Origin of the sequence: Psychrobacter sp. Ps7 (assembly GCF_022129225.1) — a bacterium.
Taxonomy (GTDB): domain Bacteria; phylum Pseudomonadota; class Gammaproteobacteria; order Pseudomonadales; family Moraxellaceae; genus Psychrobacter; species Psychrobacter immobilis_A.
Window position 1 is genome coordinate 45,667 of record NZ_JADQAH010000005.1, and the last position, 18,171, is coordinate 63,837.

The window sequence follows — 18,171 nt, forward strand, 5'->3', positions numbered from 1 at the left end:
TCTAGAAAAGCAGAATTTAATTTACTAAAAAACAATAGGCTAAATATAGGATGTTGCTATTTTATCAGTTATCCGACCGATAAAATAGCGCTATGACTCATTGTCTTGACGTCCTACTTGAGCACCGGCTAGCTGACTTATTGAGCTGATTGAATCTACTAAAAATCATTGCTGAGCTCTCAAAATGCCGAAATGCCAAAACAACTACGCTGACTCTGCCACCGTATGCTCGCTAAAATAGCGTAATAATTCTTGAATCGCGGTGACGCGCTGCTGCGGCGTTGCCAGTTTATCAGCATCTTGATAACGAATACCAGAAGCACCGTTCATACGATAGCGCTGACCATTTGATTGAATCAACTTAATAATCGCCAAGGCATCGACTGGGGTATCAGGCGCAAACTCTAATGTCATGCTATTACTATTGGCATCAATCTTATTAATCTTCAGCGGCTCAGCTTGTATACGCAGTCCGTGGATGGCGAACAACTGCTTAGCTTGCTCTGGTAATGTACCAAAACGGTCAATCATTTCGGTACGAATATCAATCAATGCCTCTTTATCATCGGCATTACTGATACGCTTATAAAATAACAAACGCTGATGGACATCATGGAGATATTCTTCTGGTATCAATGCTGAGCTATGCAGATTAATCTCACTAGTCAGCGACAACGGTGTGCTTAAATCAGGCTCTTTACCCGCTTTAATGGCTTTTGTCGCTCGCTCTAGCATGTCCATATATAAACTAAAACCAATCGCCTGCATGTTACCACTTTGCTGCTTACCAAGTATTTCGCCAGCACCGCGAATTTCTAAGTCTTCGCTAGCCAGCATAAAACCTGCACCCAGCGTATTGGCGCGTTCAATCGCATGTAATCGGCGCTTAGCATCGCCTTTGAGACCTTTGATAGAAGGCACAAGTAGATAGCAATACGCTTGATGATGACTACGACCGACACGACCACGCAGCTGATGTAATTGTGCCAAGCCAAACTTATCGGCACGCTCAATGATAATGGTATTAGCATTGGGTACATCAATACCGGTTTCGATAATGGTCGAACAGACTAGCACGTTGAACTTTTTATGATAAAACTGCTGCATGACTTGTTCAAGTTGGCGCTCTTGCATTTGTCCATGAGCGACTCCTACTCTCGCCTCAGGCACCAATTCACGTATGGTTTCTGCCATACGCTCAATGCTCGCCACATCATTATGTAATAAATAAACCTGCCCACCGCGCAATAACTCACGCAAGATGGCCTCTTTCATTAGAGCATCCGTTTTTTGCATGACAAAGGTCTTGATAGCCAGACGACGTGCCGGTGGCGTGGCAATAATAGACATATCACGCATACCTGAGAGCGCCATATTGAGCGTTCTAGGGATGGGGGTTGCTGTCATCGACATACTATCCACATCAGTCTGAATCGCCTTGATACGCTCTTTATGGCGCACACCAAAGCGATGTTCTTCATCGACAATCATCAAACCTAAATTAGAGAATTTCACATCAGGTTGTAACAGTTTATGGGTACCGATGACGATATCGACTTTGCCCGCTGCGAGGTCTGTTAGCACCGTTTCTTGATGCTTTTTACCACCAAAGCGCGAGAGCGTTTCGATACGTACTGGCCAATCAGCAAAACGGTCGCGGAAATTGTCTTCATGCTGACCGGCTAGCAAGGTCGTCGGCACTAGCACCGCTACCTGATAACCGGCGCTGACAGCAATGAATGCTGCCCGCATAGCCACTTCTGTTTTACCAAAACCCACATCACCGCAGATGAGCCGATCCATTGGTTGGTTTTGTCGCATGTCTTCCATCACCGCATGAATGGCATTGGCTTGATCCGGCGTTTCTTCAAAGGCAAATTGGCTGGCAAAGAGCTCATACTGTGACGCATCTATTTTAAAATGAATACCGACTTTGGCTTCGCGCCGTGCTTGCATATTGAGTAGCTCAGCCGCCACGTCATGGATTTGCTCAAGCGCTTTTTGCTTGGCCTTATCCCATTTACCACTACCAATCTTATGCAATGGTGCAAGCGCTGGGTCACCGCCACTATAGCGATTGATCATTTGTAAATTGGCGACTGGCACATAAATACTGGCATCATCAGCATACTTTAAGTGAATAAACTCTTGCTCACCATCGCCGACATCTAGTGTAATCAGACCATTATAACGCCCAATACCATGCTCGATATGCACCACGGGGCTGCCTTCGGTTATCTCCGTGACACTCTTAACCAAGAACTCTTCTGACACCCCGCTTTGACGACGACGGCGCGTCTGCAGCACTTGCCGACCAAATAATTGTGTCTCACTAATCAGTACTAAACGTTCAGGGACATAAACACCGCGCTCAATAGGCGCAACGGTCAAACCGACCTGCGGCAACTTATTGGCATTACTATTCGATTTGTCCGCTGCTAAAAACGCTGCAAAGCTATCGTAAGCCTTGATATCAATCTTGCCTTTAAACAGCTCAATAAGAATCTCTCGGCGACCCGCTGTTTCTGCTACCACCAATACTGGTGTCGCTGTTTGCGCTTGTAATTCTAAAAACTCTAGCAGCGCAGTGAGAGGCTCAGTCTTTTGATGATTCACGGCCAATTGTGGTGGCGCTTGCGCACTGAGCGTCACCAATCCTTGCTGCTTATTTGGCACAAGCGACAGTTGTAGCTGTGAATCTGGATTTTTTTCAAGCATTAACGATATGTCTTCGCTATCAACTGCGGCAACATTCGTCATGGTAGCCAGTTCATTACGAGCACTTAGAATGACGCGTGGATAATGATTTAAGTGTTCGTTTAAGGTATTCGATAATAAATATAGCAATTCAGGTGCGACGATGGGCTTATCAATATCATGACGGCGTTCTTCATAACGGCGCTGGATTTGTGACCAATAATCAACCTGTTTTTCATTAATCAATTCATCAGTGATAAATAAGGCATCGTTTGGTAAGTAAGCAAACAAGCTACTCTCTGCTGTCCACGCTTTTAAATCAAAAAATAGCGGCTGGTAATATTCAAGTCCGCTACTAGCGATACCTGCCATTACGTCTTTATGTAGCTCAAACTTACGGCTGCTCGCATTAGGGAACATCGTGGCGAAGTTGGTACGAAACGTCTCACGCCCTTCATCAAGCGGGAACTCTTTTGCTGGCAATATTTGAAACTGTTCGATAGGTTTTGAGATATCTGGCAGCTTGTGTAGCAGTGATAGTGACTCTTTGCCCATGCTACTATCGTTGCCGCTCATCATTGTTTTGAGGTCATCAACGGTCAGTGTCCGCTGGGTTTGGGGATTAAAAAAACGAATGGTCTCGATCTCATCGTCAAACAAATCTAAACGTAGTGGAAACGGCTGACCCATCGCAAAGATATCAATGATACTGCCACGTACCGCAAATTCCCCCGGTTCAAAAACATTCTCAACGGCGCGGTAACCTGCCTTTGCCAACAATCCGCGCTGGGTATTGATATCAAATCGATCACCCACGCTCAAATCAAAATGCTGTCCTATCAGCCAGCTTGGCGGTGCGACACGATGCATCAACGCCTGAACCGAGATGAGCAGCACGCCTGACGTTGGCATATCGGTTAATAGATTGATACGCTCACTAACAATGTCTTGATGCGGTGACAGCTCATCATAGGTCAACGTCTCCCAATCGGGAAACACATAAGCATCGACGCCGCAAAATGCCAATTCCGTCTCTATTTGATTGAGCTGGTTTTGGTCACGCGTCACCACAACTTTTAATCGGTCGGAAACATTCCATAGCGGTGTTTGCACCAGACTTGCTAGCCACAAACTGCTGACTGCGCCATGCACAGGTGCCAGCCAACGCCGCTCGGCATTCTGGATAGGAAACAACTGCTGATTAATTGGTTCAAACGCGTCAGTCAAAGCAGTGATAGGCATAAAGAGTAGGATCAATGTTAAGAGTCAGAGAGCTATTATACGAATATTTCAGTAATTACCAAAATTTATGCCGTAACGGTTTGTCACTTAGCATTTTTATTAAAAAACCAATAGACAAATAGTTGATAAAGATTATATTCGTATATAAAGACAGGATGATTAAATGTAAAAACCTCAACGGCTAAACTGAGATTTTTGAGTGCTATTTATTAAGCTGGTGTTAAATTAATGGCTTATCACTAGCGATAATGCCATTGTTATCTGCATAGACAAACATACCAGAATTTAATGTTAAATCACCAAAGCTAATTTCAATATCGGTTTGACCTTCATCGCGGCGATTCGATTTACGCGGAATGCAACCAAGCGCCATAACACCGATGTCCATTGCTGCCATATCATCAACATCACGGACGCAGCCGTATACGATAACCCCCGCCCAATCATTATCAATCGCTGACTGCGCAATCATGTCGCCTAGCAGCGCACAACGCATTGAACCACCACCGTCAACCACCAACACCTTACCGTTACCATCCTTGTCTTTACCATCGCTATTTAGTAATGATTTGACGCGACTATTGTCTTCGAAGCATTTCACCGTCACAATTTCACCGCAGAATTTCTTTTTGCCGCCAAAGCTATGAAAAGACTTACCTTCGATATTAGGCAAACACACCTGCGACTCAGGATTGGCATCCAATAAATCACAGGTCACAAAGTTCTCTTTATCCATCGTTATTGATTCTGGCATGTCTGACATAGTGACGCTCCTTGTTATGTATGATTGGTTATTGATGACTGATTATTTATGACTGGGGCTTAATTTTAATCGTTCCCTTAACTTAATACTTAGGCTATTTTTTAACTTTAGTCATCGCTAGCATTTGCTTATTTTCGATGATATCAGTGGTTTGGATAGCAGGTTCAGTACGGTATTTATTACGCTGATAAACATCATGCGCACTCATCGCCATGGCAATGGCAACGCGTTTGGCGGAAATGGGATGCAGTGACAATGATTCTGAAACTAAGGGCGATATCAGCTGAAAGGCCTTTTGACCAATACTTTCAAGCGGACGACCTTTATGCTTGCCAAGTAACAAGGATGGACGGAAAATGACTAGCTGCGTAAAACCTAGCGCCATAATAGACTGCTCAGTTTCAGCTTTTACGCGATTGTATAAAAACCGACTATGAATATCAGCATTCATGGATGATAACAAAAAGAAATTTTCAACACCTTTTTCTTGGCAAAGTTTGGCAAAATTGACATTATAATCATGATCAACCTTTCGAAAGGCCTCATCGCTACCAGCCTGCTTCTTAGTCGTACCAAGACAGCTAAAAGCGTCCGTCTTTCGATCAACACCAACGCTGGCAAATATTTCAGCCAAATTATCAAAATCATTAACCTGATAAAAACGCATGCTGGTATTGATATAGCGTGGCGGACGCCTTGCAATCACAATTAATGTGTCATAAAGCTCACTAAGCTGTTTGACAAGATGCTGTCCGACCAATCCTGTCGCGCCAATTACAATTGCTTTTCGCTGCATAGCCTATCCATTTATAGTGTGTTGGAAAATAGATGATAATGAAAAATCTGATTTTAAAGCCTATCACCAAAGCTTTTCATCTTAGGGCGTATCCTCATTTTTAAAATGGTGATAACAATGAGATAAATCATAGTCAAATGAGGAAAATAGCGCAGATACTATCAGAATGTTAAATAGTATCGGGATATTAACCAGCTATTTGACATTTTTTTTAACATTGTTTGGCAAGATTCAGCCACTTTTAGCACATTTATATGTCCATCGATTGAATTGAGGACATGCCCTAGTATCATACCTAAGTTAACGCATAACTGAGGGTATTCTATAGAATTTATTGTAAGAGATTTTATCGGCTAAGCGATTTATTCACTCATAAGCGGTTTTTAGTGCAACAATATTGATAAATATTTCAAAAAACAGCTGAGCAGAGACACAAAAACTGTCATATATATGATCACACAACTTCTTTAAGCATTAATCATCAAATATATTGTTCTAAGGGCGATAATTTGCTAAGATAACCGGCTTTACACGTTAACGCTGTTTAATTATTCCAAACAGTTTTGGCGCTTGCGATGCTCTATTGCTAATTTAGGTGCCTTTAATAACAGATAGGTACTTTAATATTAGACATCGACATCATGTTTGGCGAGACGGCTGCTCGTTACCGATGATGGTTAAACCCTTTTTTATTGTAATCCACATTCATATTTTTATCTGTCTTTATCAAGGAGATTCGCGTGGCTAATACTGCACAAGCTCGTAAACGCGCCCGTCAAAACACCAAACGTCGTCAGAACTCTGCGTCACAACGCTCTATGGTTCGTACTTACTTAAAACGTGTTGATGCGGCTATCGCAGCTAAAGATTATGACGCGGCTACCGAAGCTTACAAAAAAGCGGTACCAGTTCTTGATCGTATGGCTGACAAAGGTATTATTCATAAGAATAAAGCTGCTCGTCGTAAGAGCCGCCTGAACAAAACCATCAAAGGCCTACAAGCTTAAGATTGTTAACGTTTAGACCATATCTCGCCTTTATAGCGTGATGACTAAAACCTTGTTACTGGTTCTAATACTGGGGCAAGGTTTTTTTATGTCTGCTTGAAAAGTGAGTAGTAATCTATTAAATAGTATTTAGATCCATTTTACTTCTGGTGGTAAGAGCAATGTATTAGGATGAAAGCCGGCAGCACGGTAGTCTTCTAATAAAGTATGAATCGGGCGCACATACACTTCACCGCGCCAAACGAAGTGTGCACTGGCTTGTTCAAACGGCTTATCATCAAACCACAAAAACACGCCTTCCATCATCTTTGGCCAATCATTCCAATCAATCTCGACCACATCAAACATCACTGCTAAAAAAGCAGATAACAACGTATCATGACTAACAGCAAGCATGAGATGCCCTTGCTGCGGTTGATGCTGATAAAACAAAGATAAAATATCGAGACCGCCTTGGTAAGCGTTTTTGGTACCTTCAAGATTGCCTTGCAAAAATCGATTGATAAAGTTGAGCACGCCAATTTCTTTAAATACTGGATTTGCTATTTCAGGCTCAGTCACTAGGCTACCAGGCTCTACCAACAATGACTGATGCGTAATATCACGTTGTAGTCCCGCCCCTGCTTGCATCAGCTGCGCCGTGTCAATACAGCGTCCAATCGGACTTGAGATACTGTCTACATCAAGCGAGTACGGTAAATGCCCTGCCAACCAACGCCCCCACGACTTCGCTAGTACTCGACCTTTAGGTGTTAGGGGTAATTGATAACTGGCAAAACCATTGCCATCAGAGCGTTCACGTAAGGAATGTCTGGTAAATAAAATCAGCCGTTTATCTTCAGGCAATAAGCTGACTGAGGAAATCATACTATCAGGCAAGTGCGAAGGCGCCGGAGCACTTGGAGTATGACTCGCAAGCTTTTCAGCAGACAGTTTTGAGGGATTGTTATTGAGATATTTGCTCATGGTAGCAAGCGTAGCAGATTTTTTGATATGAATGAACAAAATATCAGTTCGATTGTAATATTGCTTAAGAGTCTAGGCGGTTAGACTTTAAAATAAGCGTTATTTTATATTCGCTATTTTAAAAAGACAGATCAAGGTGACAAATAACTAAAAAGATATCTGCTTTTAAATGATTAAAATTACTTAGCCGATATCAATGACTTTGTCCCACGCGAACGCTAATGCAGTGCTACTGACCTCATTTGGATACGCACGTGGATTGACAATGACTCGTGTATTACCAATACGGTAATCAAATGCTTCGTGTGTATGTCCATGTACCCATAGTATTGGCGCCCAATCTTCATGCATCCAGCCAGATAAATCACTGATAAAAGCTGCGTTACTTGGTAGATTCGCATACTTCTCAGACACCGATAATGGGCTAATACTATGATGACTCATCACAACAGTTTTTTTGCCAAGTGTTTTTGCGGTGATCAATGCTTGCTTTAACCATTGACGCTGCTTAGCATGGATTTGCATCGATACTTCAGGTGAAAAAAGCTCGCCTCCAGCATAGATTTGTTTATAGTCACGCATAAAGCGCATAGCAGCAGCTATAGTATCTTCATTGGCCTGATATTGGTAATCTGTCCATAAAGTACAACCTAGGATACGTATGTCACCAATATCAATATGTTGACACTGTAGAAAACGGACGCCTTGCTGCGACTGGGCATTATAATTATCCCAAGTTGCCAGCTTTTTATCAAAATGTAGCACATCTTCATTAAAGTATTCATGATTACCAGCTATCGTAATCACAGGCACTTGCAAACGTGCTGCCTGCTCTTGTAGCCATGGCATACCACTATCGCTGTTAGCAGTATCGCCCGCAACTAATACCACGTCTGCATCAGTTTTGGGAATATGCCCTAGCGGATGTGACTGACGCGCATAACTGTCAATATGTAAGTCACTTAAAATCTGTAATTTCATAAGTTCTAATATCATTAAATAAACGTAAATAGTTTAGCACTTTTTGATATACTCGCAAAAATTAAAAAAAGACAGCGGATTAGGCTGTCTTTTTTATCATGCTGACACTATAAAATGCTAAATGCTTTGTAAATATCCAAATATTTTATAAGTACCTAAATACCTCGGAGTATCTTTTGTAATTTAGCCGCAGGATCTGCTGCCTGAGTAATTGAACGACCAATCACCAAATAATCAGAACCATCGTCTAACGCCTGTTTCGGTGTGCAAATACGCTTTTGATCATCTGCATTGTCGTCTAGCAAGCGAATACCAGGGGTAATCAATTTAAAATCCCGACCACATAGTGTCTTGAGCGTTTTCGCTTCTTGGGCTGAACAGACCACACCATCAAGACCCGCTTGCTTGGTTAACTGTGCCAATCGACTCACTTGTGCATCTAGACCATCGATAATACCCGTTTGCATCAATGCTTGATTATCCATAGAGGTCAGCACGGTGACGGCAATCAGCAAGGTATCAAAATTACCGTCTAACAAGCGCTGTTTAGCCAATGACATCGCCTCTAAGCCCGCGCTGGCATGCACATTCACCATCCATACGCCAAGCTCAGCTGCCGCTAGTACCGCTTGAGCGGTAGTATTAGGAATATCATGGAATTTCAAGTCCAGAAATACGTCAAAATTACGCTGATGTAGCGCTTTAACTATCTCAGGACCACAGCGAGTAAATAGCTCTTTACCCACTTTTAAGCGGCATGATGTTGGATCTAACTGATCAGCTAATGCTATTGATGCCTCCATCGTCATATTATCTAAAGCAACGATGACTGGGGAGTTCATTGTATTATTCATGGTTTTACCATATCTATATCAGAATTATCAAAACACTATATATGGACTGCTCATAGATCAGTACAAAATATAATTTAGTCTCGTTTTTGTTTGGTAAGTGTCGCGCCTTCATCTACAGTAAGTACTTCTGCGTCTTGCACTTGCACATTGGTCGCTGTCGAACCATAAACAGCTTCTTCCACCGTTGGTGCACTTGCTTGGCGATCAATGACAGCATTGGCTTGTGTCAGTTGCGCTTGCAAGTTCACATTCGCTTTTTGCAAACGCGAGATTTCCCACTTATTCTGTAAAACACGGAAGATAAGTAGTGCCAACAAGATGCCGATAACAATACCAAGCATAAGGCATAAAATCAGCAGCAATCCTAGATTCATCGTCGGTGCTTGCGAGAATAATAAATTTACGCCAACTTCGGTATTATTTGCCAACACCAAACCAAGTGCATAAGCAAAGCTCAAAAACAGCAATACAAATAGTAAAAAGCGCATGAGACGTCTACCTCGATTTGGAATGTCGTTAGTGTTTTAAAAATAGCACTCTAAAACCTTCATCAACCCACACATTTATATGCTTATAAACTCACTAGTGATAAATTCTAGAAAAAGTGGCTGGCAAGCACTATTGTTAGCAATTTTACCCAATAAATACTTTATAACACACTTAGCTATTTGCTACTGTATCATTGACTGCTTCACGTAATGCTTTACCTGGTTTAAAGTGCGGTATCGCTTTGGCTGGTACAGGTACGCTTTCTCCTGTTTTAGGATTTCGACCCATACGGGCACGACGATGGTGCAGACAAAAACTGCCAAAACCACGAACTTCTACGCGTCCATCATTGGCTAACGTATCGGTCATCAAGTTTAATATTTCACGTACTGCATCATCGACTACAGTATCAGTCATATTGTCACAGTTCGCACTTAAATTACTAATAAATTCGGACTTGTTAATCGCTTGCTGCATTATTACGCTTGCCTTGTTGATTAATGGATAAGATGACTGTGAATTGGACCATCATTTTCGATAGCTGGTTACTTTTAAGACAAGCTATACATCAAGATCATAAGGATAAGTAGCCATTGACTAAAATAATCTCAGTGTCTTAAATAAGTAATAATTCACATCTCGTTACTCAATGTTGCAAATGATAGCGGATATTACGGTAAATGGAAATAAGAGTTTGCCCGTTTAAGCAAAAACCTCGTTGATTAATAGTGCACTTAAAATTTAAGCAAAAAAAAAGCGACCATAGTCGCTTCTTTTATAATCTTATATCAATAACGTGCAGCTTACTGCATTTGCTCTTTGATCAAATCACCAATTGTTTTTGGCTGTGCATCAGAACTGGCAGTAGTACTAGTCGTGCTAGTGCTGCTTAGCTCTTTAATCGCTTGACGCTCTTCAGCTTCGTCTTTCGCTTTGATAGACAAGTTGATGTTGCGAGTTTTACGATCAACACTGATGATTTTCGCTTCAACGTCATCACCAACGCTCAAATGCTTAGTCGCATCTTCAACACGGTCACGTTGAATTTCAGAGGCACGTAGATACGCTTCAACTTCGTCAGCAAGCTCGATAGTAGCGCCTTTAGCATCTACTTCTTTTACTTTACCATTAACGATAGCACCGCGGTCATTGTTGACTAGGTATTCGTTGAATGGATCAGAGCTTAACTGCTTCACGCCTAGGCTGATACGGTTTGCTTCTGCATCTACTGACAATACCATTGCTTCAACGGTGTCGCCTTTATTGTAGTTACGGATAGCGTCTTCGCCAGTTTCGTTCCAAGAGATATCAGATAGATGAACAAGACCATCAATACCACCGTCTAGACCGATAAAGATACCGAAGTCAGTGATTGATTTGATCGTACCAGTGATTTTATCACCGCGCTCATGTTTCTTATCAAACTCATCCCATGGGTTAGCAAGAGTTTGTTTGATACCTAAGCTGATACGACGACGTTCTTCATCGATATCAAGAATCATTACTTCAACTTCATCGCCCACTTGAACAACTTTTGATGGGTGGATGTTTTTGTTGGTATGATCCATTTCTGACACGTGTACTAGACCTTCAATACCTTCAGAAATCTCAGCGAAACAACCATAATCAGTTAAGTTGGTGACGCGTGCTTTAACCACACTACCTACTGGGTAAGTGCCGCCAACGTTATCCCAAGGATCAGTACCAAGTTGTTTTAGACCTAGGCTAACGCGATTGCGCTCACGGTCAAACTTCAATACTTTAACTTTTAGGTCTTGACCAACTTCAACAACTTCAGATGGATGCTTGATACGGCGCCATGCCATGTCAGTGATGTGCAATAGACCATCGATACCACCTAGATCAACGAATGCGCCGTAATCAGTAAGGTTCTTAACGATACCTTCGATCTCGATGCCTTCTTCAAGCTTGTTCAATAGCTCTTCGCGCTCAGCTGAATTTTCAGCTTCCATAACTGCACGACGGCTAACAACAACGTTGTTACGCTTTTGATCAAGTTTGATAACTTTGAATTCTAGCTCTTTGCCTTCAAGATGCGTGGTGTCACGGATAGGACGAACATCTACCAATGAACCTGGTAGGAACGCACGTACTGAACCGATATCTACAGTGAAACCGCCTTTAACTTTGCTTGAGATGATACCTTTTACGATTTCATCATTGTCAGCGATTTTTTCAAGGAAGTTCCAAGTTTCAACACGTTTGGCTTTTTCACGTGAAAGCAAGGTTTGACCCATGCCGTTATCAACCGCTTCAACCACGACATCAACGCTATCGCCAACTTCAACTTCAAGTTCGCCTTCTTCGCTTAAAAACTCTTCACGAGCGACGATACCTTCAGATTTCAGACCAGTATCAACAGTGATCCAGTCGTTATCAATGGCCACAACAGTACCAGTGATGACCGAGCCACGCTCGATATCCAGACCTGTTTCTTCGATGCTCGCTTCAAATAGTTCAGCAAATGATTCCATTATGTCTACCTTTGTATAGCCGTATCCTGTCCAGCACAGTACGGATCAAATTTATGATTGCATAAAACGAGAATACTGGTTTTATATCCCATACAATCATATATAAAAACGTTTGTTGTTAGTAAGCACATAACTTATTAAACTCACTAGCAACAACTGTCTTATATTGCAATGCCTTATACTTTTAAATCTCTATGATTTAGAAAGAATATTTTTATCATTCTCTAGAGAATATTAGCGTCTACTACTGTGATTTTATACTAAAATCAAGCGTATAGGAAACTTTTTCATACTTAATAACTTGTTTTTATTAACTATTAAAGAAAATACCTTTATCCTGACAATGTCTTTTCACTTGTGCATAAACTGCATCAGCATCTAAGTTAGAGCTATCTAGTAGTAGAGCATCTTCTGCAGGCTTTGATGGTGCAGTCGCTCGATTCTCATCACGATCATCACGAGCTTTAATCGTCGCTAAAATCGCGTCAAAATCTACCGTCTGACCAGCATTTATTAACTGTGTTACGCGGCGCTTGGCACGCGCTTCAGCACTAGCAGTCAAATACACTTTTACATCCGCATCTGGAAACACAACCGTCCCCATATCGCGACCATCAGCGACCAATCCAGAACGAGTTGCCATATCTTGTTGCAACTTTAGTAATGCTTGGCGAACTTTTGGAAATACTGCTATTTGTGATGCATAGCCGCCCACGGTTTCATTACGAACCTGCTCACCAACCGCTTCACCATTCACTAAAATATCAACACGTCCTGATGCATTGTTAGGTACAAAAGCAATCTCTAGGCGCTGCGTTAGTGCTAATACAGCCATCTCGTCAATGGCTTGGCTTCCGTCTGCCGCAACTAATCCCGCTTCAAATGATTTGAGTCCAACGATACGATACAGAGCACCTGAATCTAGCAGTTGATAATTCAATGCTTGGGCCAAACGCCACGTGACCGTACCTTTACCTGCCCCACTTGGTCCATCAATGCAGATAACTGGATAGCGCAACACTGGCGCTTGGTTATCATTACTGCCAGCACCAAAGTTATCACGTATAGCGTTATCAGCTGTAGAAACGGTCATAATACTCACTTAATAGTAGACGATACTGATACGGCTTAGTGCATGCTAGCTGCAGAACAATATTTACTTATTTATCAAACGCTTGACAATTAATTCATCATTTCGTCATCAAATAGGGCGATATTATAGCAAAGAAACCTACCCATCACTAGCAGCAAGACTGATATCTTGTTAATTGCTTATATTGCCTTGCTTTTTTGCCGCTTTTCGTCGTTCACGGAAAAAGGTCTTAAGCATCTGGCTGCTATGCTCACGACATAAGCCATTATGTACTTCGATAGCATGATTATAAAAAGGCTGTATCGGTAAATTTATTTGACTACCAACCATACCCGCTCGTGGCTCGCTTGCTGCATAAACCAATCTATCTACCCGCGCATGAATGAGCGCTCCGATACACATCGTACAAGGCTCTAAGGTAACGTATAACGTTGTCTTTAATGGTAAACGATAGTTTTTTAAGCGCGCACACGCTTCTCTTAATGCGACAATCTCGGCATGAGCGGTCGCATCGTGACGCCCAATTGGTTCATTAAATCCTTGACCAATAATCTGCTGATCGTGTACCAGTATCGCCCCTACTGGCACCTCTCCACGCTCAGCACCTTGCCTAGCAAGTTTAAGAGCTATTTTCATCCAGCTCATATCTTGAAGTGACCAAAATGCGCTGGCTTGCATATCTTCAATAACTAACTGACTATTTGCGGTTGGATATGGCTTCAAGCTTATATTTTGTATATATTTCATTTATTTTGACAACTATTGCGGTAATTGCCAATCGATAGGCGTTTGCCCATACTGTACCAGATAATCATTGGTCTTAGAAAACGGCTTGGAACCAAAGAACCCACCACGATTGGCCGCAAGTGGTGATGGGTGTACAGCGGTCAGAATAAGATGCTTATCAGTATTGATATATTTGCCTTTTTTCTGTGCTTTACTGCCCCACAATATAAATACGGTATGTTCTGTTTGTTCATTAACCACATCAATCACCGCATCGGTAAACTGCTCCCAACCTTTATTTTGATGACTATTTGGCTCACTTTCTCGCACGGTCAGAGAGCTATTTAATAGTAAAACTCCTTGCTGCGCCCAGTAAGTCAGGTCGCCATGTTTTGAGGGTGCGATACCAACGTCACTCGCCATCTCTTTTAACAAATTATTGAGTGAGGGTGGCTTTGGAATGGCTTTGGGCACTGAAAATGATAAGCCCATTGCCTGCCCTGGTCCATGATAAGGATCTTGACCTAGTATCACGACTTTAACTTGTGATAAAGGGGTCAGGTTTAACGCGTTAAATATTAAGGGTGCTGGCGGATAGATACTACTTTCTGATTGATAGGCTTCTTTTAAAAACGCACGCAAGTTGTCCATATTGTTAGAAGTTAACTCGTCTGCTAACGCCGTTTTCCAATCTTCTGGCAAGCGCACATTGTCTAAAATAGCCTGCTTTTGCGCTAGTGTTTTTGGCGTTTGTTCATCGAATAATTCCATAGTATGTCCTGTTACATTTGTTATTAATTAGATAAATATCGGGTAATGATGCATGAACCAATCTCGCACATAAGAGCTAGTGATTTCATACCTTGATGTCGTTATGAATTATAGCAATAAAAAAACGGCTACCACAGTAACATGGTAACCGTTGCTATTACATTAGTAGCAAAAACTTAGCTGGCGAGTGATTCAGAGTCTGGATGTGGCTCATGAGTCTCAACGACCGTCAAGATAATACGACTCTCCGCTGACCCTTTATCTGTAGACTTATAATCCGTCTTACCACTGTACTTATCAAGCTTAACAGAATCACCATCTTCCTCATCATTAGCTTCAGGCTCTAAGGTAAGATGTACTACCCCGCCATTGACCAAATCACCAAACAAAATCATACTTGCCAATGACTTTTTGATCTCATCTTGAATCAGACGCTGCATTGGGCGTGCACCCATTAAGCGATCATAGCCTTTGTTAGCCAAGTAATCGCGTACTTCGTCATCAATCTCTAAGGTGACTTGTTTATCATCAAGCTGGACTTGTAGCTCAACCAAGAATTTATCAACCACAGATACCACCACGGAGGTATCTAATGGGTTAAATTGAATGATGGCATCTAAACGGTTACGGAACTCTGGCGTAAAGACACGTTTGAGCGACTCCGTATTATCACGGCTATGGTCTTGCTGAGTAAAGCCCATTGAAGAGCGGCTAATACTATCAGCACCGACGTTGGTCGTCATAATCACAATGACTTGCTTAAAGATAGCCACACGACCATTGTTATCAGTCAACGTACCATGATCCATGACTTGCAGTAACAAGTTGAAGACATCAGGGTGCGCTTTTTCAATCTCATCAAGCAATAAAACACAATGTGGATGTTGATTGATTTTTTCAGTCAACAAACCACCTTGATCATAACCGACATAGCCAGGAGGCGCACCAATCAAACGCGATGCGGTATGGGCTTCCATATATTCTGACATATCAAAACGAACTAACTCGACACCCAATAAGTTTGCTAGCTGACGCGAGACCTCTGTTTTACCAACCCCGGTAGGACCGGCAAACATGAAGGAACCAATTGGCTTATCTGGTGCTTTGAGACCGGCACGTGATAGCTTAATGGCGTCGGCTAATGTTTCAATGGCCTCATCTTGACCAAACACTAAGTGTTTAAGATCACGATCTAAGTGCTGAAGAATACTCTTATCATCACTTGATACTGACTTGGGGGGAATACGTGCAAGCTTGGCAACAATCGCTTCAATATCCGCCACATCGATTTTCATCGGTGGTTTTTTCTTAGCTTTGGCACTTTTTGACTCACTGAACGATTTGGCACGATCATTGACTTTTGCAGTTTCCGCTTCATCCTGCATTTCGCTATCGCTATACGTATCGCCATCGAGACCCTCAACATCGGCATCAATCTGAGCATCAAAGTCTTGCTCTATATCCGCAATGAAGCTTTCTTCTGCATCAATATCATCAGCATCAGGAATTACGCCTAAACGCTTATAGGCACCTGCTTCGTCAATCACATCAATCGCTTTATCTGGTAAGAAACGCTCGTGAATATGCTTAGCAGATAATTGAACGGCGGTGACCAACGCTTCATCGGTATATTCGACGTTATGAAATTCCTCATAACGAGGCTTCAGACCGCGTAAAATATCAATTGTATCGTCAACACTCGGCTCTTTGACATCAATCTTCTGGAAACGACGTGACAGTGCATGGTCTTTTTCAAACACTTGACGGTATTCGGTAAAGGTAGTTGAGCCGATACAGCGCAGCTCACCATTAGCAAGTGCTGGCTTAATCAAGTTTGATACGTCCATATTGCTACTCATTGACGACCCTGCGCCAATAATCATATGAATCTCATCAATAAATAAGATTGCATTGGGCTTTTTCTTTAGCGCATCAAGCAGTGACTTCATGCGTTTTTCAAAATCACCGCGATATTTAGTACCAGCAATTAATGAGCCAATATCAAGGCTATAAATCACGCAGCCATTCAATGGTTTCGGTGCTTTATCATTAATAATCAACCACGCCAAACCTTCAGCGATAGAGGTCTTACCAACGCCTGGCTCACCAACCAATAACGGGTTATTTTTACGGCGACGACATAATACTTGCGCGGCTCGCTCAATTTCAGGGCCACGTCCAATTAACGGATCGGTCTTACCTTCAGCCGCACGCTGGTTTAGGTTGGTCGCAAACTCAACCAAGGGATCTTTACTGGTTTTTTCTGAGGCACTACGGCGCTCACCCGTCATAGAAGCACGTGGCTCAGATGGCTCGTCTTTATCTTGACCATGCGATAAGTATTGGGTCAACTCAAGACGACTAATACCCTGCTTTTTGAGCAAGTAAACCGCATAAGTATCGTGCTCTGAAAACATAGATACTAAAATGTCTGAGCCTTCAACAAGGCGACCACCACCAATAGACTGCACATGGAAAATAGCACGCTGCAGAATACGATCAAAGCTTTGGGTTGGCTGCGGTGACTGCTCAGTGTCTGCGTCTACCGTTGGCGTATGCTTATTGATATAAGCTTCTAACTCGGTGCGCAGCGTTGAAACATTGGCATTACAGGCAGTTAATGTATTGGCAGCGTGAGTATTCTCTAATAACGCCAATAATAGATGCTCAACAGTGAGGTACTCATGCGATTTTTGGCGCGCAAGTGTCATTGCTAAACGCAAAGAAACTTCAAGATGACGACTTAACATAACGACTTCCTACGGTTATACCTATCTTTATAATTGATAGCTTTATGAATGAGTTAGTAAGTAAATCAGGGCGACAGATGGATTGTTCAAGGGCTAAATCTGTATTATCAAAAGACAGCGCTAAATGATATTGACCATGTATTACTCAAGTAGCAGTGCTATCTACTTATCACCAATTAAGAGTTTTGATCACTCATACTTGCTTTTCTTTATCTCAACACGATACTTAAGAAGAGTCAATCTATTAACACAGACTAAAATGTATCAAGGCGTACTGCGCATCAATATTTATAGTAAAGAAATAGTATGAAAGCTTCAAAAGCTGAGCAAATAAAGGAGAAATGGGTAATAGAATAATAAGTGAGAGAGTGAAGGATACAAATGACTTTTTTAAGCCATCAACTGATTAAATTATAGAAAAATTCAATTTAATAGGATGATTAGAAAATGATAGGAATGCAGCAATCATTTCTATAAAATTTAGACAGCTGTTTGATGTGATGACTTAATATAGATAAGGGTATATTAAAGAAAAATCAAG

At 41.9% G+C, this 18,171-nt stretch carries 13 protein-coding genes and 1 pseudogene; 1 reads left to right on the top strand and 13 read right to left on the bottom strand.

Annotated features, from left to right (window positions below; all coding sequences use genetic code 11):
* Positions 1-204: 204 nt before the first annotated feature.
* The 3 genes from mfd to I3257_RS03245 form a co-directional block, all read right to left on the bottom strand.
* Complete coding sequence (gene mfd / locus I3257_RS03235) at positions 205-3,939, bottom strand: transcription-repair coupling factor (RefSeq protein ID WP_238048803.1); 3,735 nt, start codon at positions 3,937-3,939, stop codon at positions 205-207.
* Positions 3,940-4,159: 220 nt separating this feature from the next.
* Positions 4,160-4,693: a ribonuclease E activity regulator RraA gene (rraA, locus tag I3257_RS03240; protein ID WP_198329826.1), complete on the bottom strand. Its 534-nt coding sequence runs from the start codon at positions 4,691-4,693 to the stop codon at positions 4,160-4,162.
* 103 nt (positions 4,694-4,796) lie between these two features.
* Complete coding sequence (locus tag I3257_RS03245; protein WP_045445057.1) at positions 4,797-5,498, bottom strand: NAD-dependent epimerase/dehydratase family protein; 702 nt, start codon at positions 5,496-5,498, stop codon at positions 4,797-4,799.
* 740 nt (positions 5,499-6,238) lie between these two features.
* Here I3257_RS03245 and rpsT point away from each other — a divergent pair.
* Positions 6,239-6,505 carry a 30S ribosomal protein S20 gene (gene rpsT, locus I3257_RS03250; protein ID WP_010200097.1) on the top strand — a complete coding sequence of 89 codons (267 nt, stop codon included), beginning with the start codon at positions 6,239-6,241 and terminating at the stop codon, positions 6,503-6,505.
* Positions 6,506-6,634: 129 nt separating this feature from the next.
* Here the strand turns inward: rpsT and I3257_RS03255 are convergent, their stop codons facing one another.
* The 10 genes and pseudogenes from I3257_RS03255 to I3257_RS03300 form a co-directional block, all read right to left on the bottom strand.
* On the bottom strand, positions 6,635-7,471 hold the full coding sequence (locus I3257_RS03255; protein ID WP_193009477.1) for a histidine phosphatase family protein: 837 nt from the start codon (positions 7,469-7,471) through the stop codon (positions 6,635-6,637).
* A gap of 183 nt (positions 7,472-7,654) precedes the next feature.
* Positions 7,655-8,452: a metallophosphoesterase gene (locus I3257_RS03260; protein ID WP_227675924.1), complete on the bottom strand. Its 798-nt coding sequence runs from the start codon at positions 8,450-8,452 to the stop codon at positions 7,655-7,657.
* A 155-nt stretch (positions 8,453-8,607) separates the two neighbouring features.
* A complete protein-coding gene (gene pyrF, locus I3257_RS03265; protein ID WP_238048804.1) occupies positions 8,608-9,306 on the bottom strand; it encodes an orotidine-5'-phosphate decarboxylase in 699 nt (232 codons plus the stop codon).
* A gap of 74 nt (positions 9,307-9,380) precedes the next feature.
* Positions 9,381-9,794, bottom strand: a complete 414-nt coding sequence (locus I3257_RS03270; protein WP_045445050.1) for a lipopolysaccharide assembly protein LapA domain-containing protein — start codon at positions 9,792-9,794, stop codon at positions 9,381-9,383.
* A 172-nt stretch (positions 9,795-9,966) separates the two neighbouring features.
* Complete coding sequence (locus I3257_RS03275; RefSeq protein WP_045445047.1) at positions 9,967-10,272, bottom strand: integration host factor subunit beta; 306 nt, start codon at positions 10,270-10,272, stop codon at positions 9,967-9,969.
* A 326-nt stretch (positions 10,273-10,598) separates the two neighbouring features.
* Entirely contained in the window at positions 10,599-12,290 is a 1,692-nt protein-coding gene (gene rpsA, locus I3257_RS03280; RefSeq protein ID WP_055124414.1) for a 30S ribosomal protein S1, read from the bottom strand.
* A gap of 310 nt (positions 12,291-12,600) precedes the next feature.
* The gene (gene cmk, locus I3257_RS03285; protein WP_238048805.1) at positions 12,601-13,383 is read right to left on the bottom strand and encodes a (d)CMP kinase; all 783 of its coding nucleotides are present in this window, start codon (positions 13,381-13,383) and stop codon (positions 12,601-12,603) included.
* A 171-nt stretch (positions 13,384-13,554) separates the two neighbouring features.
* Complete coding sequence (tadA, locus tag I3257_RS03290; RefSeq protein WP_238048806.1) at positions 13,555-14,130, bottom strand: tRNA adenosine(34) deaminase TadA; 576 nt, start codon at positions 14,128-14,130, stop codon at positions 13,555-13,557.
* Positions 14,131-14,142: 12 nt separating this feature from the next.
* A complete protein-coding gene (locus I3257_RS03295; protein WP_238048807.1) occupies positions 14,143-14,880 on the bottom strand; it encodes a uracil-DNA glycosylase in 738 nt (245 codons plus the stop codon).
* A 344-nt stretch (positions 14,881-15,224) separates the two neighbouring features.
* Positions 15,225-17,630: pseudogene (locus I3257_RS03300) on the bottom strand (AAA family ATPase); the annotation flags it as partial.
* Positions 17,631-18,171: the final 541 nt, after the last annotated feature.